The organism is Streptococcus sp. SO2, assembly GCF_030440025.1.
The window spans coordinates 95,797-116,553 of the sequence record NZ_JAQFJH010000005.1; the positions used below are offsets into that span (position 1 = coordinate 95,797).

General features: G+C 42.3%; 21 protein-coding genes, 2 tRNA genes and 1 other RNA gene. 20 read left to right on the plus strand and 4 right to left on the minus strand.

Annotated features, from left to right (window positions below):
- Positions 1–39: 39 nt before the first annotated feature.
- The 7 genes from PCY17_RS06655 (at position 40) to trxB (ending at position 4,394) form a co-directional block, all read left to right on the plus strand.
- Complete coding sequence (locus PCY17_RS06655) at positions 40–534, plus strand: GNAT family N-acetyltransferase (RefSeq protein WP_084877948.1); 495 nt, start codon at positions 40–42, stop codon at positions 532–534.
- The gene (locus PCY17_RS06660; protein WP_084877950.1) at positions 531–1,046 is read left to right on the plus strand and encodes a methylated-DNA--[protein]-cysteine S-methyltransferase; all 516 of its coding nucleotides are present in this window, start codon (positions 531–533) and stop codon (positions 1,044–1,046) included. The genes PCY17_RS06655 and PCY17_RS06660 overlap by 4 nt, the downstream gene beginning before the upstream one ends.
- Before the next feature lie 12 nt (positions 1,047–1,058).
- On the plus strand, positions 1,059–1,415 hold the full coding sequence (locus tag PCY17_RS06665; protein WP_084877952.1) for an arsenate reductase family protein: 357 nt from the start codon (positions 1,059–1,061) through the stop codon (positions 1,413–1,415).
- 156 nt (positions 1,416–1,571) lie between these two features.
- Entirely contained in the window at positions 1,572–2,372 is an 801-nt protein-coding gene (locus PCY17_RS06670) for an amino acid ABC transporter permease (RefSeq protein WP_301392257.1), read from the plus strand.
- Positions 2,372–3,115: an amino acid ABC transporter ATP-binding protein gene (locus tag PCY17_RS06675; protein WP_000590996.1), complete on the plus strand. Its 744-nt coding sequence runs from the start codon at positions 2,372–2,374 to the stop codon at positions 3,113–3,115. The genes PCY17_RS06670 and PCY17_RS06675 overlap by 1 nt, the downstream gene beginning before the upstream one ends.
- Before the next feature lie 77 nt (positions 3,116–3,192).
- The gene (locus tag PCY17_RS06680) at positions 3,193–3,417 is read left to right on the plus strand and encodes a DUF4059 family protein (protein ID WP_000924294.1); all 225 of its coding nucleotides are present in this window, start codon (positions 3,193–3,195) and stop codon (positions 3,415–3,417) included.
- Positions 3,418–3,482: 65 nt separating this feature from the next.
- Entirely contained in the window at positions 3,483–4,394 is a 912-nt protein-coding gene (trxB, locus tag PCY17_RS06685) for a thioredoxin-disulfide reductase (protein ID WP_000272345.1), read from the plus strand.
- A gap of 36 nt (positions 4,395–4,430) precedes the next feature.
- Here the strand turns inward: trxB and rlmB are convergent, their stop codons facing one another.
- Positions 4,431–5,159 (minus strand): 23S rRNA (guanosine(2251)-2'-O)-methyltransferase RlmB, encoded by a 729-nt coding sequence (gene rlmB / locus PCY17_RS06690; protein ID WP_000855742.1) that lies wholly within the window; start codon positions 5,157–5,159, stop codon positions 4,431–4,433.
- A gap of 44 nt (positions 5,160–5,203) precedes the next feature.
- Positions 5,204–5,815, minus strand: a complete 612-nt coding sequence (def, locus tag PCY17_RS06695; protein ID WP_042767740.1) for a peptide deformylase — start codon at positions 5,813–5,815, stop codon at positions 5,204–5,206.
- 155 nt (positions 5,816–5,970) lie between these two features.
- Here def and PCY17_RS06700 point away from each other — a divergent pair, with 155 nt between their 5' ends.
- The 6 genes from PCY17_RS06700 (at position 5,971) to PCY17_RS06725 (ending at position 10,394) form a co-directional block, all read left to right on the plus strand.
- Complete coding sequence (locus PCY17_RS06700) at positions 5,971–7,290, plus strand: CapA family protein (RefSeq protein ID WP_301392258.1); 1,320 nt, start codon at positions 5,971–5,973, stop codon at positions 7,288–7,290.
- Positions 7,291–7,313: 23 nt separating this feature from the next.
- Entirely contained in the window at positions 7,314–8,141 is an 828-nt protein-coding gene (locus PCY17_RS06705; RefSeq protein ID WP_070568974.1) for a Cof-type HAD-IIB family hydrolase, read from the plus strand.
- A 1-nt stretch (position 8,142) separates the two neighbouring features.
- Entirely contained in the window at positions 8,143–8,778 is a 636-nt protein-coding gene (locus PCY17_RS06710) for an SGNH/GDSL hydrolase family protein (protein ID WP_070568972.1), read from the plus strand.
- 58 nt (positions 8,779–8,836) lie between these two features.
- Positions 8,837–9,184: a transfer-messenger RNA gene (gene ssrA, locus PCY17_RS06715) on the plus strand.
- 83 nt (positions 9,185–9,267) lie between these two features.
- Positions 9,268–9,355: transfer RNA gene (locus PCY17_RS06720), tRNA-Ser, on the plus strand.
- A gap of 79 nt (positions 9,356–9,434) precedes the next feature.
- Positions 9,435–10,394, plus strand: a complete 960-nt coding sequence (locus tag PCY17_RS06725; protein WP_000721420.1) for a hypothetical protein — start codon at positions 9,435–9,437, stop codon at positions 10,392–10,394.
- A 180-nt stretch (positions 10,395–10,574) separates the two neighbouring features.
- On the opposite strand, the gene PCY17_RS06730 is transcribed toward PCY17_RS06725, so the two are convergent.
- Positions 10,575–10,662: transfer RNA gene (locus tag PCY17_RS06730), tRNA-Ser, on the minus strand.
- Positions 10,663–10,823: 161 nt separating this feature from the next.
- On the opposite strand from PCY17_RS06730, the gene PCY17_RS06735 reads away from it, so the two are divergent.
- From PCY17_RS06735 to PCY17_RS06750, 4 genes are all read left to right on the plus strand, one after another.
- Positions 10,824–11,564, plus strand: coding sequence for a DeoR/GlpR family DNA-binding transcription regulator (locus tag PCY17_RS06735; protein ID WP_000920628.1), 741 nt, complete (start codon positions 10,824–10,826; stop codon positions 11,562–11,564).
- The gene (gene pfkB, locus PCY17_RS06740; protein ID WP_301392259.1) at positions 11,561–12,472 is read left to right on the plus strand and encodes a 1-phosphofructokinase; all 912 of its coding nucleotides are present in this window, start codon (positions 11,561–11,563) and stop codon (positions 12,470–12,472) included. Before PCY17_RS06735 ends, pfkB begins: the two co-directional genes overlap by 4 nt.
- Complete coding sequence (locus PCY17_RS06745; RefSeq protein WP_301392260.1) at positions 12,469–14,421, plus strand: fructose-specific PTS transporter subunit EIIC; 1,953 nt, start codon at positions 12,469–12,471, stop codon at positions 14,419–14,421. Before pfkB ends, PCY17_RS06745 begins: the two co-directional genes overlap by 4 nt.
- An 86-nt stretch (positions 14,422–14,507) precedes the next feature.
- On the plus strand, positions 14,508–16,814 hold the full coding sequence (locus PCY17_RS06750) for a DNA translocase FtsK (RefSeq protein WP_083321239.1): 2,307 nt from the start codon (positions 14,508–14,510) through the stop codon (positions 16,812–16,814).
- Between the two features lie 43 nt (positions 16,815–16,857).
- Here PCY17_RS06750 and PCY17_RS06755 read toward each other — a convergent pair whose 3' ends face one another.
- Positions 16,858–17,283, minus strand: a complete 426-nt coding sequence (locus PCY17_RS06755; protein ID WP_070838164.1) for a DUF6556 family protein — start codon at positions 17,281–17,283, stop codon at positions 16,858–16,860.
- A 137-nt stretch (positions 17,284–17,420) separates the two neighbouring features.
- On the opposite strand from PCY17_RS06755, the gene PCY17_RS06760 reads away from it, so the two are divergent.
- The 3 genes from PCY17_RS06760 (at position 17,421) to PCY17_RS06770 (ending at position 20,746) form a co-directional block, all read left to right on the plus strand.
- Positions 17,421–18,563, plus strand: coding sequence for a cysteine desulfurase family protein (locus tag PCY17_RS06760; RefSeq protein WP_301392261.1), 1,143 nt, complete (start codon positions 17,421–17,423; stop codon positions 18,561–18,563).
- Positions 18,564–18,571: 8 nt separating this feature from the next.
- The gene (gene thiI, locus PCY17_RS06765; protein WP_049477630.1) at positions 18,572–19,786 is read left to right on the plus strand and encodes a tRNA uracil 4-sulfurtransferase ThiI; all 1,215 of its coding nucleotides are present in this window, start codon (positions 18,572–18,574) and stop codon (positions 19,784–19,786) included.
- A 135-nt stretch (positions 19,787–19,921) separates the two neighbouring features.
- Complete coding sequence (locus PCY17_RS06770; protein WP_084877974.1) at positions 19,922–20,746, plus strand: alpha/beta hydrolase; 825 nt, start codon at positions 19,922–19,924, stop codon at positions 20,744–20,746.
- Positions 20,747–20,757 lie beyond the last annotated feature (11 nt).

A 20,757-nucleotide genomic window follows, 5' to 3' on the forward strand; every position in this document is an offset into this window, starting at 1 on the left:
GCTATGATGAGAGAAAACAGTTAGAAATGAGGGAAAAAGATGGAGATTCGTTTAGCTTTTCCAAACGAAGTTGATGCGATTATGCAGGTGATGGAGGATGCTAAAAAGTGCTTAGCCAAGCCTGGTAGCGACCAGTGGCAAAATGGCTATCCAAATGCCGATATCATTATTGATGATATCATCTCAGGCCAAGCCTATGTGGCCTTGGAAGAAGGAGAACTACTAGCTTATGCTGCTGTGACCAAGAGCCCGGAGGAAGCCTATGAAGCCATTTATGAAGGGAGTTGGCAGGGGGAAGAATTAGAATATTTGGTCTTTCACCGTATCGCTGTGGCAGCAGATGTCCAAGGACAAGGTGTTGCTCAGACTTTCCTAGAAGGCTTGGTTGAAGGTTTTGATTATCTAGATTTTCGTTCAGATACGCATGCAGAAAACAAGACCATGCAGCATATCTTTGAAAAGCTGGGCTTCCAACAGGTCGGTAAGGTTCCAGTTGATGGGGAACGTTTGGCCTATCAGAAATTAAAAAAATGAAGCAGAAAAAGTACGCAAAAATGCTCTACCCGTCGCCAATTGGAACCTTATCCTTAGTTGCTGACAAGCAATATCTGTATGGAATTTGGGTACAGAACCAAACTCATTTTGAGAGGGGAATCGCTGGAGATAGTATAGAAGTAGTTAAGAAACATCCTGTCCTAGACCAGGTTATTTCCTATTTAGATACCTATTTCGAAGGCAGTGTTCAGGATCTATCTGACTTACCTTTGGCTCCCATTGGAACGGATTTTGAAAAGCGAGTCTGGGCTTACTTACAGGCCATTCCTTATGGTCAAACAGTAACTTACGGACAAATAGCTCAAGATTTGCAAGTGGCTTCTGCCCAAGCGATTGGTGGAGCAGTGGGGCGTAATCCTTGGTCCATCCTCGTACCCTGTCATCGTGTGCTAGGGTCAGGCAAGCGTCTGACAGGCTATGCATCTGGAGTCGAAAAGAAAGCCTGGCTCTTGCAACATGAAGGTGCAGCATTTCAAGAAAATAAAAAATAGAAAGAAAAGAAGATGTTAGAATTTATCGAATACCCAAAATGTTCAACTTGTAAGAAAGCAAAAAATGAATTGGATCAACTTGGACTGGAATACCAAGCTGTCCACATCGTAGAAGAAACACCAAGTGAAGACGCGATTTTGAACTGGTTGGAAACTTCCGGTTTTGAAGTGAAACAATTTTTCAATACTAGCGGGATCAAATACCGTGAACTGGGCCTAAAAGATAAGGTGGGAAGTTTGTCAAAACAAGAAGCAGCTAAGCTTCTAGCGAGTGATGGTATGTTATTGAAACGTCCAATTTTGGTGGAGAATGGTGCTGTTAAACAAATTGGCTATAGAAAAACCTATGAGGACTTAGGTTTGAGATAGTTTTTATCTATCTCCTTGATAGGTAAAATATATAGCCTCCCTGTTTTAAAGTGTGATAAACTAGAAGATAGACAAAGTCTGAGCAGCCCGTAGCAAATAATTTGCTTGCGAGCAGAAGTATGATAGAATGAATCATTATCAGGAGAGGATGTTTTTATGACTGTTACAACATTTTTAGCATCAGATTGGTACCAAAGTTTGATGCAACTCATTCCGGATGGTAAGCTCTTTAGTTTGCGTTCGGTCTTTGATGGAATTCCAAGGATTGTCCAACAATTGCCTACAACCTTGATGTTGACGCTTGGAGGTGCACTCTTTGGTTTGCTACTTGCCCTAATTTTTGCCATTGTTAAGATCAATCGTGTTAGGATTTTATATCCCTTGCAAGCCTTTTTCGTTAGCTTCTTAAAAGGTACCCCAATCCTAGTTCAACTTATGTTGACCTACTATGGAATTCCTTTGTTACTGAAAGCTATCAACCAACAATGGGGAACTGGTCTCAATATCAATGCGATTCCAGCAGCGCTTTTTGCGATTGTGGCCTTTGCTTTTAATGAGGCGGCTTATGCAAGTGAAACGATTCGTGCGGCCATCCTTTCTGTTAATCCCGGTGAAATTGAGGCGGCACGCAGTTTGGGTATGACGCGAGCGCAAGTTTATCGTCGCGTGATTATTCCAAATGCGGCGGTAGTTGCGACTCCAACCTTGATTAATTCCCTCATCGGTTTGACCAAGGGGACTTCTCTAGCCTTTAGCGCAGGTGTTGTGGAGGTCTTTGCCCAAGCTCAGATTTTAGGTGGAGCTGATTATCGCTATTTTGAACGTTTCATCTCCGTAGCCCTTGTCTATTGGGTAGTCAATATCGGAATTGAAAGCCTCGGCCGTTTCATCGAGAGAAAAATGGCTATCTCAGCACCGGATACAGTGTCTACAGATGTGAAAGGAGACCTTCGTTAATGATTAAGATTTCGAATTTAAGCAAATCCTTTTCAGGACAGACAGTCTTGAATCATCTGAACTTGGATATCCAAAAAGGTGAGGTAGTGGCTTTGATTGGTTCATCTGGAGCTGGGAAATCAACCTTTCTTCGAAGTTTAAACTATCTTGAAACTCCAGATAGTGGAACGATTCAGATTGACAATTTTAAAGTTGATTTTTCTCAGATTAGCCAAGAAGAAATTCTAACCCTTCGTCGCAAGTTGTCTATGGTTTTCCAACAGTTTAATTTGTTTGAACGCCGAACTGCTCTTGACAATGTCAAGGAAGGTTTGATTGTCGTTAAAAAATTATCGGACGAGGAAGCAACAAAAATCGCTAAGGAAGAGTTGGCCAAGGTTGGTCTTTCTGATCGTGAAAACCATTATCCTCGCCATTTATCAGGTGGACAAAAGCAACGGGTTGCCCTCGCGCGTGCGCTTGCTATGAAACCAGATGTCTTGCTCTTGGACGAACCAACATCAGCTCTTGATCCAGAATTGGTCGGAGAAGTGGAAAAATCTATTGCAGATGCCGCTAAGTCTGGTCAGACCATGATCTTGGTTAGTCACGATATGTCTTTTGTAGCCCAAGTGGCAGATAAGATTTTGTTCCTAGATAAAGGGAAAATCATCGAGTCAGGCACACCGGATGAAATCATCAATCATCCGAAAGAAGAACGGACAAAAGAATTTTTTGCTAGTTACAAACGGACTTATATTTGATATAATAGAAAAAGGAAAACTCAGTTAGTTGGACTAGCTGAGTTTACTCTTTAAAAAAGATAGAAACGAGAGAGATCATGCTACTGCATTTATTTTCTTTATATTTCGAGAGTTTGATCTTAACGACCATCCTTGTCGTGATTTTTCTGGGGATTTGGATTGGATTGAGAGCCATGTCTGGTGTGGACAAGACAGCCAAAGCTCGCCAAGCTCATCTCTATGATATGATTATGATTGGAGTTTTGGTCGTTCCGGTGTTATCCTTTGCCGTCATGAGTTTGCTCTTGGTTTTCAAGGCATAATCCTTGCGTGACTAGCAAGAATGAGTTAGAATAAAGATAGTTACAACAAGAAAGAAGGAATCGAAATGTACGATACGATTATTGTCGGTGCTGGACCTGCGGGAATGACCGCTGCCTTATATGCTGCTCGCAGCAATCTGAAAGTGGCTTTGATTGAAGGTGGTCTGCCAGGCGGGCAAATGAATAACACATCTGATATTGAAAACTATCCAGGTTATGCCAATATCAGTGGACCTGAATTGGCTGAAAAGATGTTTGAACCACTTGAAAACCTTGGAGTGGAGCATCTTTATGGCTATGTTGAAAATATTGAAGACCAGGGTGACTATAAGAAGGTAATCACTGATGATCAAGTTTACGAAACCCGTACGGTCATTGTGGCAACTGGGTCAAAACACCGTCTTTTGGGTGTACCTGGAGAAGAAGAACTGAACAGTCGTGGTGTTTCTTACTGTGCCGTATGTGATGGAGCCTTTTTCCGTGACCAAGACTTGCTCGTAGTCGGTGGTGGAGATTCAGCGGTAGAAGAAGCTCTGTTCTTGACTCGCTTTGCCAAGACTGTCACTATTGTTCACCGTCGAGATGAACTTCGTGCCCAAAAGGTTTTGCAAGACCGTGCTTTTGCAAATGAGAAAGTCAACTTTATCTGGGATTCTGTTGTCAAAGAAATCAAAGGTGAAAACCGAGTAGAATCTGTCGTATTTGAAAATGTAAAAACGGGTCAAGTGACAGAGCAAGCCTTCGGTGGTGTCTTTATATATGTTGGTTTGGATCCTGTTAGCGATTTTGTTAAAGAATTGAATATTCAAGACCAGGCAGGCTGGATTGTAACAGATAATCACATGAAAACTGCCGTTGACGGTATCTTTGCAGTTGGAGATGTTCGCCAGAAAGACCTTCGCCAAGTGACAACAGCAGTTGGAGATGGGGCTATCGCTGGTCAAGAAGCCTATAAATTTATCACAGAACATAGTTAAGAAAAAAGTTTCCAATCAAGTGATTGGAAACTTTTTTTATAGTCTGTTTCGGAAAACTTCGTACATGAGAATGGCTGCAGCAACACTGGCATTGAGGCTTTGAACATGCCCATTCATGGGAATGGTAATCATTTCATCGACCTGTTTTTTGATGTTGCTAGAGATGCCTTTTCCTTCATTTCCGATGATGAGGGCGATTTTCCCTTTTGTATTCCACTTGTGGCAAGGGGTACCGTTCATATCCGTTCCAAAGGTCCAGAAGCCTTCATCCTTGAGTTTATCTAAGGTTTGACTGAGGTTGGTCACTCGCGCAATCGGTACATGCTCAATAGCACCTGTGGCCGTTTTGGCAACGACAGGAGTCACTCCGACAGCACGGTGCTTGGGAATGATGACACCTGAAACATTGGTCGCATCAGCTGTTCGCAAGATTGAACCCAGATTATGAGGGTCAGTTAGACCATCCAGAATCAATAGCAAAGGATTTTCTTCTTGACGTGTTTTTGCAAGGATGTGATCCAGCTCGCTATAGGCAAATTCTGACACTCGTAGAACAAAACCTTGGTGAACAGCGCCTTCGGTCATCTCAGACAGGGATTTTTTTGAAGTCCAAGAAATGGACACCTTTTTTTCTGTAGCCAGTTCCTTGACCTTCTCAACATTCTTACCTCGAAGATCTTCTTGGAGGTAGAGTTTATTTCCAGTGTTTGCAAGGAGGGCTTCTGTAACGGCGTGGACGCCATAGACAATATCATTTGTTTTCATGCCTCTATTATAACACAAAACCCCGTCTTGCAACGGGATTTTCTTTATTCGAGGATGAGGAGTCCATCTTTGACAGCAAATGGATCTTTTTCATTGATACGATCGTAGAACATGATTCCGTTTAGATGATCAATTTCATGTTGGACGACGATAGAGTTGTAACCTTTGAGCTTGATACGGTGTTTTTCGCCGTCCTTGTCAAAATAATCAACAGTGACACGGGCATGGCGGACGACATAGCCTGGTACGTTACGGTCAACAGACAGGCAACCTTCTCCTTCACCAAGAGCAGCATCTTGAACAGAGTGAGAGACGATTTTTGGATTGTACATAATAGCTTGTAAGTCGTAGGCTTCCTGTGGAGTTTCACCTTCTTCCACAATATTTGGGACCAAGACGGCAATAATGCGTTTTGAAATATCGAGCTGGGGAGCAGCCAGCCCAACACCACCGCGGAGCCCCATTTTCTCAGCCATAACAGGATCTTGGGAATGTTTGAGGAATTGCATCATCTTTTCGCCAAGGATGATTTCCTGGTCAGACAGTGGGAAAGTAACTTCCTCAGCAACTGCGCGAAGAGTTGGATTCCCCTCGCGGATAATATCGTTCATATCAATTAAGTGAGCAGCTTTTGTAATACGTTCTATTGCAGACATTTTCTCTCCTTTCATTACCTCTACATGATAACACAAAATAGGCGAGAAAGAAAGTCGCAGAAGTTCCTAAAAAATAATATAATAAACGGTATTCCTCTTTTGTCTGTGGTATAATAAAAGAAAAGACTTGCACCAAAAGGCAAGGGGGAATAAAGATGGAAAAGCGACAAGATAGACGGTCTCAGGGCTCTCTTTATGGGGTGTGGAGAACTAGTGTGGATTTCTTTCGGAATTATAAATCCTGGACCAATGCCCAGTTTATTATTATGTTATTGCTTGCAGTTGCCTTATCCATGGGGGGAAACTTATTAGTTCGAGCAGTACAAGGTAGTAAGGGAACGAGTCCTAGTAGTCAAACTCTTGATTCTGCAAGTACTTCCAGTCAATCCAAGGAAGATCAGTCTGGTGAAACAACGGCACGTATCATGGCAAATGGTGACCTTCTTTATCATATCCCTATCTACCGAACAGCTCTTAAAGAAGATGGGACCTATGATTTTCATGAAAATTTTGAGTATGTAAAACCCTGGCTCAAGCAAGCTGATTTAGTAATTGGTGACTTTGAAGGAACGGTGAACAAGGACCACTACTTGGCAGGTTATCCTCTTTTTAATGCTCCAGGAGAAGTCATGGATGCGATCAAGGATGCAGGCTACCAAGTTCTAGACTTGGCTCATAATCATATTTTGGATTCTCAAATTGAGGGAGTGGTTTCAACGGCTCAAGCTATTGAAAAGGCTGGAATGACACCCATCGGAGTCTACACGCATGAATCCCGAGACCAAGCACCTATAGTCATCAAGGAAGTCAATGGTATCAAGGTAGCTCTCCTGGCCTATTCCTACGGTTTTAATGGCATTGAGCAATATATCTCTCAAGAGGACTATAATCGCTATCTTTCTGACCTGAATGAAGATAAGATGAAGGCAGAAATCGAGCGTGCAGAGAAGGAGGCGGATATTACTGTCATCATGCCTCAGATGGGAATTGAGTATCAGCTAGAACCAACGGAAGAACAGAAAAAACTGTACCATAAAATGATTGACTGGGGAGCCGATATTATCTTTGGAGGGCATCCTCACGTCGTTGAACCTGCTGAAACAGTTGAAAAAGATGGTGACAAAAAACTGATTATCTATTCCATGGGAAATTTCCTCTCAAACCAGCGCATTGAAACCATGCAAGATGAGGAAAATGCCAAGTGGACGGAGCGCGGTGTTCTCATGGATGTGACCATTAAGAAAAAAGATGGCAAGACTAGGATTGAAACTGCCAAAGCGCATCCGACTTGGGTCAATCGAACACCCAAAGGGACTTACTCTCCAGAAGGCTATCCGCTCTTCCTCTATCAGACCTATATCCTAGAGGACTTCATCGAGGGAGGCAGTCACCGTGACAAGTTGGACGAGGCGACCAAGGAACGAATTGACACGGCCTATAAAGAAATGAATGAACATGTAGGGTTGAAGTGGTAGGCACTTGCCCTAAAGGAGACGAGATGACGATTAAATTGATTGCAACAGACATGGATGGAACCTTGCTAGACCCGAGGGGGCAGCTGGATTTGCCCCGCTTGGAAAAGCTTTTAGATCAGCTGGATCAAAGGGATATCCGTTTTGTCATTGCGACAGGGAATGAAGTTCACCGTATGAGGCAATTACTGGAGCACTTGGCGAGTAGAGTAGTTCTGGTAGTTGCCAATGGGGCGCGTATTTTTGAAAACAATAAACTGATTCAAGCGCAGATTTGGGATGATGCTACGGTTGACAAGGCTCTCCTTCATTTTAAAGGGAGAGAGTGCCGAGATCAGTTTGTTGTAACAGGTATGAAGGGTGGTTTTGTCAAGAAAGGGACTGTGTTTACAGACCTAGAAAAATTTATGACACCAGAGATGATTGAAAAATTCTATCAACGAATGAATTTTGTGGAAGACTTGCAAGCTGGCCTCTTCGGTGGAGTGTTAAAGATGAGCATGGTTGTTGGTGAAGAACGTTCTAGTTCAGTTTTGCAGGAAATTAATGATTTATTTGATGGTCGTGTAAGAGCTGTTTCTAGCGGTTATGGCTGTATCGATATCCTGCAGGCTGGGGTTCACAAGGCTTGGGGATTGGAAGAATTACTCAAGCGCTGGGATTTGACATCAGAACAAATCATGGCTTTTGGTGATAGCGAAAACGATATAGAAATGTTAGAGCTGGCTGGAATTGCCTATGCGATGGAAAATGCGGCTGATGAGGTCAAGGCAGTTGCGACTGCCCTGGCACCAGCCAACAGCCAGGCGGGTGTGTATCAAGTTCTAGAGAATTGGTTAGAGAAAGAGGGATAGGGTGGCAGTACAGTTATTAGAGAATTGGCTTTTAAAGGAGCAGAAAAAAATTCAAACCAAGTATCGTGAATTGAATCAAGTATCTGTTCTAGAGCCAGATATCATCTTTATTGGTGATTCGATAGTGGAGTATTACCCTCTTCAAGAGTTGTTTGGGGTTGCCAAGACGATTGTTAATCGTGGCATACGAGGCTATCAGACGAGATTGTTATTAGAGAATTTGGATGCCCATCTTTATGGTGATGCTGTCGATCAAATTGTTCTCCTAATAGGAACAAATGATATTGGAAAAGATATTCCCATGAATGAAGCCTTGGATAATCTTGAAGGTGTGATTCAATCGCTCAACCGAGATTATCCGCTGTCACAAATAAAGCTTGTTTCTATTCTGCCAGTCAATGAAGGAGAAGAATACAAGCAGACAGTATATATTCGTACCAATGAAAAGATCAGAGAATGGAATCAAGCCTATGAGGCTCTAGCATCCGCCTATATGCAGGTAGATTTTGTGCCGATTTATGATAGTTTGACAGATTCAGAAGGGCAACTTCAATCAACCTATACAACGGATGGCCTCCATCTAAGTGTAGCCGGTTATCAAGCATTATCAGATGCCTTGAAAACGTATCTGTTCTAAAGAATTGGCTTGATTTTGCATTTTTTTTGAAGATAGGTTATAATAGTTCTAACATCCTGGGGTCGTTACGGATTCGACAGGCATTATGAGGCATATTTTGCAACCCGTGTGGCGACGTAAACGCTCAGTTAAATATAACTGCAAAAAATAACACTTCTTACGCTCTAGCTGCCTAAAAACCAGCAGGCGTGACCTGATTTGGATTGCTCGTGTTCAATGACAGGTCTTATGATTAGCGAGATACGATCAAGCCTTGTCTAGTGGTTTGATAAGAGATTAATAGACTCGCAGTTCCTAGGCTTGAGTTATGTGTCGAGGGACTGTTAAAATAATACATAACCTATGGTTGTAGACAAATATGTTGGCAGGTGTTTGGACGTGGGTTCGACTCCCACCGGCTCCATTATGAACAGGTATACAGTAGATTTTTTCCAAATTATATCCTTTGTTGTATCCTTCGTTGTATCCTATTTATTCTAGTGTGTTAGTGGAGAATTACTCAAGAGGCTGAAGAGGACGGTTTGCTAAATCGTTAGGTCGGGTAACTGGCGCGGGGGTTCGAATCCCCCATTCTCCGTTAGATAAACCCAGTGTTTTTCTAAACAACTATCCTTGGAGGTAGTCTCCAAGAGTAAATTTTCATAAAGAGGTGAAACATGAAAAAGATCAAGTTACTAAGTATCTTAGCACTTTCAACAGTTGTCTTGGGTGCATGTTCTGTATTTTCTAATCAGTCATCTGAAGCTTCTTCTGATAACAAGGAGAATACGGAACAAGTTGAGAAGAAAGATGAAGCTGCAGAAGTTAAAGAAAAAGTTACAAAAGATGCTGAGATTCTCTTAGACTCAGTTCTTACTAGCGACTCTGCTCGATTTAAGAAGATTTATGGCGACACTTATGAAAAATGGAGTGAGGCAGTATTTGCTGTACAAACAAGTGAAAAAATCAAAGAAGAAGGGCTTTCACCTGCATCTACCTATTCAGTACAATGGCACAAAGATTTCCCTGTAGAAACTCCAGAAGAAACCATTTCAGGTTTCTTGAAGATGAGACGTAGATTATATCAAGATATCGGTTCTTACACTGTTAAAGACGTGAAGGTTGATGAATCAGGAAATACAGCGACTGTTACTTTCAACTCTAAGAAGTTACACTCTAAAGGATTGGCTTCATCTACAAGGGAAGTTCTCACTACTCTTATTGGAGGTGTTGATAACCTAGGTAAATACAATCAAGCTGGTTCAAACGTTGACATCAAGCGTTACCAAACATTGGTTTCTTACTGGATTTTTGAGCATCTATTTAAGAAAGATTTCTCAACCTACAGTGACGTTGATCCTAACTTAGCTCATACACCTTTCACTACTGGTGATTTTGATACAGAAATCAAATTAACCAAGGATAAGGATGGAAACTGGCTGATTTCACAAGAAGATTACCGTACTTTGGCAACAGAGTTGCTTGATGATACAGAAGGTTATGATAAAATTGTCCGTAAAAACTCAACTAAGTCTAATGATAAATCAACAGACAAGTCTTCAGATAAATCTTCAAACAAATCCACTGATAAATCAACAGACAAATCTTCAGATAAAAAAGATAAAAGTAATATCTAATCCTAAGATTTAGAAGAAAAACAAGTAGTCTTAATAAACTACTTGTTTTTTTATGAATTAGGATAGGGGAGGATACAGACAAATATGGTGTGATAGTTAGAGTAACTCAGCCTTTCATTTCTAGATATTATTCTTAGAACGATAAAAAAACTGCATTGAGGTGCAGTTTTTCTTTTTCTACGGAAGACATGGGATTCGAACCCACGCACGCTGTTACACGCCTACCGCGTTTCCAACACGGCCTCTTAAGCCTCTTGAGTAATCTTCCAATACTTACTCAAATAGTCTACCATAAAGCCACTTATCTTGCAATAAAAATTTTGGAAATAAGAAAAATGATAGAATTTGAAAGAAAATGATAAAAAATGCTTGACTTTAGTAGAGAATGTGCTAGAATGAATAGTGTAAACGATAACAGGAGGTGATTTGGTGTTAAAAACTGAGCGGAAGCAATTGATTTTAGAAGAGTTAAATCAACATCATGTAGTTTCCCTAGAAAAATTGGTTAATCTATTAGAAACATCAGAATCGACAGTACGAAGAGATTTGGACGAGTTGGAGGCGGAGAACAAGCTTCGCCGTGTACATGGAGGAGCAGAATTACCCCACTCCTTGCAGGAAGAAGAAACCATCCAAGAAAAATCTGTCAAAAACCTTCAAGAGAAGAAGCTACTGGCTCAAAAAGCAGCATCCCTTATTAAGGAAAAAGATGTCATCTTTATCGATGCTGGAACGACAACTGCTTTTTTAATCAGGGAATTGGTTAATAAGAATATCACAGTTGTGACCAACTCCATTCACCATGCGGTTCAGTTGGTTGAAAAACAGATTCCAACTGTCATGGTTGGAGGGAGTGTCAAGATGGCAACAGATGCATGTATCGGTGGAGTTGCTCTTAATCAAATTAACCAATTGCACTTTGACCGTGCCTTTATCGGGATGAATGGTGTCGACGATGGTTATTATACGACTCCAGATATGGAGGAGGGAGCCGTTAAGCGTGCTATTTTAGAGAATGCCAAACAAACCTATGTCTTGGTTGATTCGTCAAAGATTGGTCAAACTTGCTTTGCCAAGGTAGCGCCACTTAAACGCGCTATTGTCATCACAAGTCAAGGGCATGAGCTCTTGCAGGCTATTAAGAAGAAAACGGAGGTAATAGAAGTATGATTTATACAGTCACACTCAATCCATCCATTGACTATATCGTGCGCTTGGACCAAGTTCAAGTCGGCAGTGTCAATCGTATGGACAGTGATGATAAGTTTGCTGGTGGGAAAGGAATCAATGTCAGTCGAGTTTTGAAACGCTTGGGTATTCCAAATACAGCGACTGGATTTATCGGAGGTTTTACTGGTAAATTTATCACAGATACTTTGGCAGAAGAGGAAATCGAAACTCGTTTTGTCCAAGTAGCAGAAGATACTCGTATCAATGTCAAGATTAAAGCAGACCAAGAAACAGAAATCAATGGAACAGGTCCAAATGTGGAATCAGCTCAGCTGGAAGAATTGAAAGTTATCTTATCTAGTTTGACAGCAGAAGATACGGTTGTGTTTGCGGGTTCGAGTGCTAAGAACCTAGGCAATGTTATCTATAAGGATTTGATTGCCTTGACACGCCAGACTGGTGCGCAAGTTGTTTGTGACTTTGAAGGACAGACCTTGATTGATAGTTTGGACTACCAGCCACTTTTGGTCAAACCAAACAATCATGAACTAGGAGCTATCTTTGGAGTGAAACTCGAAAGTTTAGATGAAATCGAGAAATATGCTCGAGAATTGTTGACTAAAGGTGCACAAAACGTTATCATCTCTATGGCTGGCGACGGTGCTCTTCTTGTCACATCTGAGGGATCTTACTTCGCCAGACCTATCAAGGGAACAGTCAAAAATTCAGTTGGAGCTGGTGACTCTATGGTGGCTGGATTTACAGGTGAATTTGTCAAATCAAAAGACGCAATAGAAGCCTTCAAAAGGGGAGTGGCTTGTGGCACAGCAACCACATTCTCAGATGACTTGGCAACAGCGGAATTTATTAAAGAAACATATGAAAAAGTTGAGGTAGAAAAACGATGAAAATTCAAGACCTATTGAGAAAAGATGTCATGTTGCTGAATTTGCAGGCAACTGAGAAAACAGCTGTCATTGAAGAGATGATTAAAAGTTTGGTAGATCACGGTTATGTGACAGATTATGAAACCTTTAAAGAAGGAATTTTAGCGCGTGAAGCTCTCACTTCCACTGGATTGGGTGATGGAATCGCTATGCCTCACAGCAAGAACTCTGCTGTCAAAGAAGCAACGGTTCTCTTTGCTAAGTCAAACAAGGGTGTTGACTATGAAAGCTTGGATGGGCAACCAACAGACCTCTTCTTCATGATTGCAGCTCCAGAAGGTGCCAATGACACTCACTTGGCAGCCTTGGCAGAATTGTCTCAATACTTGATGAAAGACGGTTTTGCTGACAAACTTCGTCAAGTAACATCTGCAGATCAAGTCATTGAACTCTTTGACCAAGCTTCAGAAAAAGCTGAGGAGCCTGTTCAAGCACCTGCCAATGAATCTGGTGATTTTATCGTAGCTGTTACAGCTTGTACGACAGGGATTGCCCACACTTACATGGCTCAAGAAGCCCTTCAAAAAGTGGCTGCTGAAATGGGTGTTGGTATCAAGGTTGAAACCAATGGTGCTAGCGGTGTTGGGAATCAATTGACTGCAGAAGACATTCGCAAGGCTAAAGCTGTTATCATCGCAGCAGACAAGGCCGTTGAAATGGATCGTTTCGATGGCAAACCATTGGTTAACCGTCCAGTTGCAGACGGTATCCGTAAGACAGAAGAATTGATCAACTTGGCTCTTTCAGGAGATGCTGAAGTTTATCGTGCTGCTAATGGAGCAAAAGCTGCAACAGCATCTAATGAAAAACAAAGTATCGGTGGAGCTTTCTACAAACACTTGATGAGTGGTGTATCTCAAATGTTGCCATTCGTTATCGGTGGTGGTATCATGATTGCCCTCGCCTTCTTAATCGACGGAGCTTTTGGTGTGCCACAAGATAGTCTTGGCAATCTCGGATCCTACCATGAACTAGCTTCTATGTTCATGAAAATTGGTGGAGCAGCCTTTGGCTTGATGCTTCCAGTCTTTGCTGGTTATGTAGCCTACTCTATTGCTGAAAAACCAGGTTTGGTAGCTGGTTTTGTGGCTGGTGCTATTGCTAAAGAAGGTTTTGCCTTTGGTAAAATTCCTTATGCCGCAGGTGGTGAAGCAACTTCAACTCTTGCAGGTGTCTCATCTGGTTTCCTAGGTGCACTTGTTGGTGGATTTATCGCAGGAGCCTTGGTTCTTGCTATCAAGAAATATGTCAAAGTTCCTCGTTCACTTGAAGGTGCTAAATCAATCCTTCTCTTGCCACTTTTTGGAACAATTTTGACTGGATTTGTCATGCTAGCTGTTAACATCCCAATGGCAAGAATCAACACCGCTATGAATGCCTTCCTAGGCGGTCTTGGAGGAGGTTCAGCTGTCCTTCTTGGTATCGTTCTTGGAGGCATGATGGCTGTTGACATGGGTGGACCGGTTAACAAAGCTGCTTATGTCTTTGGTACAGGTACGCTTGCAGCGACTGTTTCTTCAGGTGGTTCTGTAGCTATGGCAGCAGTTATGGCTGGAGGAATGGTTCCACCACTTGCTATCTTTGTCGCAACCCTTCTTTTCAAAGATAAATTTACCAAAGAAGAACGCAACTCTGGTTTAACAAACATCATCATGGGCTTGTCATTTATCACTGAGGGAGCAATTCCGTTTGGTGCAGCAGACCCAGCTCGTGCGATTCCAAGCTTTATCCTTGGTTCAGCAGTAGCAGGTGGACTCGTTGGTCTTGCAGGAATCAAACTCATGGCGCCACACGGAGGAATCTTCGTTATCGCTCTAACTTCAAATGCCCTACTTTACCTAGTCTTTGTCTTGATTGGAGCAATCGTAAGCGGTGTGGTTTATGGTTACCTACGAAAACCACAAGCATAAAAAGGATTAGAATAGAAAGATTGTTACCATTTGGTGCAATCTTTTTCTCTATTCGAAATGGCTGTGAAATATGGTATAATAGAAGAATGGCAAACAAGAATACTACAAAAACAAGACGGAGACCGTCTAAAGCAGAACTTGAAAGAAAACAGGCTATCCAGAGGATGCTAATTTCCTTAGGAATTGCCTTATTGTTAATTATTGCAGCCCTCAAACTCGGTGCAGCAGGTGTCACTCTTTACAATCTCATTCGACTGGTGGTCGGAAGTTTGGCCTATGTGGCCATAGGTGGTCTCCTCATCTATCTTTTTCTTTTTAAATGGATCCGCAAGCAAGAGGGACTTCTGTCAGGATTTCTCTGTATCTTTGCTGGCTTACTCTTGATTTTTGAGGCCTACTTGGTATGGAAATATGGCTTGGAGCAGTCAGTCCTAAAAGGGACCCTGTCTCAAGTTATGACGGACCTGACTGGTATGCGGGTGACTAGCTTTGCTGGTGGAGGCCTGCTTGGTGTTGGACTCTATATCCCCATATCCTTTCTTTTCTCCAATATCGGATCGTACTTTATTGGAGTTCTCTTGATTCTAGTTGGGGCACTCTTGGTTAGTCCCTGGTCTATTTATGATGTTGCAGCCTTTATTGGAGCTCAGTTCAGATCCTTCATAGAAAAACAGGAACAGAGAAAACAGGAACGCTTCATCAAGAGAGAAGAAGAGAAGGCTCGTCAAGAAGCTGAAGAAGCCGCCAGAATTCAGAGAGAACAAGAAGAACAGGATGCATTACCGCTTCCTCCTGTAGATCCTGAAACGGGAGAAATCTTATCAGAGGTACCAGACTACGATTTCCCCCAAATTCCTGAGGAAGAGTGGATCGAACCGGAGATTATCCTCCCTCAAACTGATTTTGACGTTCCAGATGTGGAAGAAGACTTTGAGGATGAAGAGGTGCAGGTTGATTTTTCTGCCAAAGAAGCTCTCGAATACAAACTGCCAAGCTTGCAACTCTTTGCGCCAGATAAACCCAAAGATCAGTCCAAGGAAAAGAAGATTGTTCGAGAAAATATCAAAATTTTAGAAGAAACCTTTGCTAGCTTTGGTATCAAGGTGACGGTGGAACGGGCTGAAATAGGACCATCAGTTACCAAGTATGAAGTCAAGCCAGCAGTTGGTGTACGGGTTAACCGCATTTCCAATCTGGCAGATGACTTAGCGCTAGCTCTGGCGGCCAAGGACGTCCGGATTGAGGCACCAATACCTGGTAAATCCTTAGTCGGAATTGAGGTTCCTAACTCAGAAATCGCGACTGTTTCCTTCCGAGAACTCTGGGAACAGTCTCAGACTAAACCAGAAAATCTCCTCGAAATTCCTCTAGGGAAGGCGGTCAATGGAACTGCCCGCACCTTTGACCTTTCCAAGATGCCCCACCTACTCGTTGCAGGTTCGACGGGATCAGGGAAATCAGTCGCAGTTAACGGTATTATTGCTAGCATTCTGATGAAAGCAAGACCAGACCAAGTCAAGTTTATGATGGTGGATCCAAAGATGGTTGAGCTATCAGTTTACAACGACATTCCTCATCTCTTGATCCCAGTTGTGACCAATCCACGCAAGGCCAGCAAGGCCCTGCAAAAGGTTGTGGATGAGATGGAAAACCGTTACGAACTCTTTGCCAAGGTTGGTGTGCGAAATATCGCTGGTTACAATGCCAAGGTTGAGGAATTTAATAGCCAATCTGAGTACAAACAAGTACCGCTGCCTTTGATTGTTGTCATTGTGGATGAGTTGGCAGACCTCATGATGGTGGCTAGCAAGGAAGTGGAAGATGCCATTATTCGTCTCGGACAGAAAGCGCGTGCCGCAGGGATTCACATGATTCTCGCAACGCAGCGTCCATCGGTTGATGTTATCTCTGGTCTTATCAAAGCCAATGTCCCATCTCGTGTGGCTTTTGCAGTCTCATCAGGTACAGATTCACGAACCATCTTGGATGAGAATGGAGCAGAAAAACTGCTTGGTCGAGGAGATATGCTCTTTAAACCAATTGATGAAAATCATCCAGTCCGTCTGCAAGGTTCCTTTATCTCGGATGATGATGTTGAACGTATCGTAAACTTCATCAAGGCTCAGGCAGATGCGGACTACGATGACAGCTTTGACCCAGGAGATGTTCCTGAAAATGAAGGAGATTTTTCTGATGGTGAAGCTGGTGGCGATCCGCTTTTTGAAGAAGCTAAGGCTTTGGTTATCGAAACCCAGAAAGCTAGCGCTTCAATGATTCAGCGTCGTTTGTCAGTTGGATTTAATCGTGCGACCCGCCTTATGGAAGAACTCGAAATGGCAGGTGTCATCGGTCCAGCTGAGGGAACCAAACCACGAAAAGTATTGCAACAATAAAAAATAGCTTCTTTCCAAATTTGGAAAGAAGCTATTTTGGTGATTACTGGTTCGTTTTAGTTTCAGAACTCGTCGTATTTGACTGTGTTCCATTATCGCTTGTTTCTTTTGTTGAGGAAGGTGTAGAAGAATCCTGAGTTGTTGTTTTCTGCTCTTCTTTTTTCTCCTCTTTTTTATTGGATTGAGAAGTTTCTTCTTGCGTGGTATTTTCTTTAGTGGAAGTGTTGTCCCTGTTAGGTGTAGTATTTTCCTGAGGGGATTCCTTTTGAATCTCCTTGACAACAGTTGTTTGGGTTGTCGTCGGTTCTTTTTTGTTGTTTTTGTTATTATCCATGGCGTTCATAATGGTGATAGTAGCGGTGATGAGGCCAAGGATACTACCGATGGTAGCAATCGTTTTTTGAAAGACAGTAAATCCCTTTTTGATGTGTTCTGTTTTTGGTTTTGAAGTTCTACGATAGTTAGACATGATACTCTCCTTTAATTATGATTTATTATACCTCATTTCTTTAAAAAAATCTTAAAAAAAGAGAAAACTCCCTTTCTTGTCGCAGGTCTCTTTTCGTGATACAATAGAAGGAGTGATTTTAGAAAGCGTGAGAAAACATGATCTACTTTGATAATTCGGCGACAACCAAGCCTTATCCTGAAGCACTTGAAACTTACATGCAGGTCGCTTCAAAAATTGTAGGAAATCCGTCTAGTCTCCATCGTTTGGGAGATCAGGCAACACGAATTTTAGATGCTTCCCGGCAGCAAATTGCAGATTTGATTGGGAAGAAGAGTGATGAATTCTTCTTTACCTCAGGTGGTACAGAAGGAGATAACTGGGTCATCAAGGGGGTGGCCTTTGAAAAAGCCCAGTTTGGCAAGCACATCATCGTATCAACTATTGAACATCCAGCAGTCAAGGAGTCAGCCCTTTGGCTGAAAAGTCAAGGTTTTGAGATAGATTTTGCTCCAGTTGATAGCAGAGGATTTGTGGATGTTGAAGCATTAGCAGATTTGATACGTCCTGATACGACTCTCGTCTCCATCATGGCAGTTAACAACGAAATTGGCTCTATCCAGCCTATTGAGGCTATCTCAGAACTTTTGGCAGATAAGCCGACCATTTCCTTCCACGTTGATGCGGTTCAGGCACTTGCTAAAATTCCGACTGAAAAGTATCTAACTGATCGAGTGGATTTTGCGACCTTTTCAAGTCATAAGTTTCATGGTGTCAGAGGTGTTGGATTTGTCTATATCAAGTCTGGTAAGAGGATCATGCCTCTTTTAACAGGTGGTGGTCAGGAGCGAGACTATCGTTCGACAACTGAAAATGTTGCTGGAATTGCAGCGACAGCCAAAGCTCTCCGTTTATCTATGGAAAAGTTAGATATCTTTGCTAGTAAGACAGGGCAGATGAAGGCAGTCATTCGTCAAGCTCTTCTGGATTATCCAGATATTTTTGTCTTTTCAGATGAGGAAGACTTTGCCCCTCATATCCTGACTTTTGGGATTAAGGGTGTTCGTGGTGAAGTCATCGTTCACGCCTTTGAAGACTATGATATTTTCATTTCCACAACCTCTGCTTGTTCGTCCAAGGCAGGAAAACCTGCGGGGACCTTGATTGCCATGGGAGTGGACAAAGATAAGGCCCAGTCAGCTGTGCGTCTAAGCCTAGACCTGGAAAATGATATGAGTCAAGTCGAGCAGTTTTTGACCAAGCTAAAATTAATTTACAATCAAACTAGAAAAGTAAGATAGGAGCATTTATGCAGTATTCAGAAATTATGATTCGTTACGGAGAATTGTCAACCAAGCACAAAAATCGTATGCGTTTCATTAATAAACTTCGTAATAATATTTCAGACGTTTTGTCTATCTATCCTCAAGTTAAGGTAACCGCAGATCGCGACCGTGCCCACGCTTACCTCAATGGAGCTGATTACACAGCAGTAGCAGAATCACTCAAACAAGTCTTTGGAATTCAAAATTTTTCTCCTGTGTATAAGATTGAAAAGTCAGTGGACGTTCTGAAGTCTGCTGTCCAAGAGATTATGAAGGAAATCTACAAGGAAGGCATGACCTTTAAAATCACTAGCAAGCGTAGCGATCACAACTTTGAATTGGATAGTCGTGAACTGAATCAAACTCTTGGTGGAGCTGTTTTCGAGGCTATTCCAAACGTGCAAGCTCAGATGAAAAATCCAGATATTAATCTTCAGGTTGAGATTCGTGAAGAGGCTGCCTATCTTTCCTATGAAACTTTTCGTGGAGCAGGAGGATTACCTGTGGGAAGTTCTGGTAAAGGTATGCTCATGTTGTCAGGAGGGATTGACTCACCTGTAGCAGGTTATCTAGCTCTTAAACGTGGGGTAGATATTGAAGCCGTCCACTTTGCTAGCCCGCCATACACAAGTCCTGGTGCCCTCAAGAAAGCCCACGATTTGACTCGGAAATTGACCAAGTTTGGTGGCAATATCCAGTTTATCGAGGTGCCTTTTACAGAGATTCAAGAGGAAATCAAGGCTAAGGCACCAGAAGCCTACCTCATGACCTTGACCCGTCGTTTTATGATGCGCATTACCGACCGTATTCGAGAGGTGAGAAATGGTTTAGTTATCATCAATGGGGAAAGTCTTGGTCAAGTAGCTAGCCAGACCTTGGAAAGCATGCAGACTATCAACGCTGTGACCAGCACTCCTATCATTCGTCCCGTGGTTACGATGGACAAGTTGGAAATCATTGATATCGCGCAGGAAATCGATACCTTTGAAATTTCAATCCAGCCTTTTGAGGACTGTTGTACAATTTTTGCGCCTGACCGTCCCAAGACAAATCCTAAGATAGAGAATGCAGAGCAGTATGAAAAACGCATGGATGTTGAAGGCTTGGTTGAGCGAGCAGTGGCTGGGATTATGATTACTGAAATCACTCCCCAGGTTGAAAAAGATGCTGTCGATGAGTTAATTGACAATCTCCTCTAATTATAAAATCCAGAAGAATTCAAAAAAATAAATGAAAAAGTTAGTTATTTATCCTTAAAATGGACAATTACTGACTTTTTTTCTATTTTTATGGTATAATGAGATAAAATTTTGAATATAGAGAGTTTTCTGACAATGAATCATTCCTACTTTTACTTAAAAATGAAAGAACACAAACTCAAGGTGCCTTATACTGGAAAAGAGCGTCGTGTGCGTGTGCTTCTGCCAAAGGACTACGAGAAGGACACAGACCGTTTTTATCCTGTAGTTTACTTTCATGATGGGCAAAATGTCTTTTACAGCAAGGAGTCCTATATCGGACACTCTTGGAAGATCATTCCGGCCATTAAGCGGAATCCTGACATCAGTCGCATGATTGTTGTTGCTATTGACAATGATGGTATGGGACGGATGAATGAGTATGCGGCTTGGAAGTTTCAAGAATCTCCTATACCAGGCCAGCAGTTTGGTGGTAAGGGTGTGGAGTATGCCGAGTTTGTCATGGAAGTGGTCAAGCCTTTTATCGATGAAACCTATCGTACCAAAGCTGATCGCCAGCATACGGCTATGATTGGTTCGTCACTAGGAGGCAATATTACCCAGTTTATCGGACTAGAGTACCAAGACCGAATTGGTTGTCTAGGTGTCTTTTCATCTGCTAACTGGCTTCACCAAGAAGCCTTTAACCGCTATATCGAGCGCAAGAAATTGACGCCTGAACAGCGCATTTTCATCTATGTAGGAACAGAAGAAGCAGACGATACGGATAAGACCTTGATGGCTGGCAATATCAAGCAAGCCTATATCGACTCGTCGCTTCGTTATTACCGTGATTTGATTGCAGGTGGAGTACACTTGGATAATCTTGTCTTGAAAGTTCAGTCTGGTGCCATCCATAGTGAGATTCCATGGTCGGAAAATTTACCAGACTGTCTTCGATTTTTTGCAGAGAAATGGTAAGTTAAGAAAGG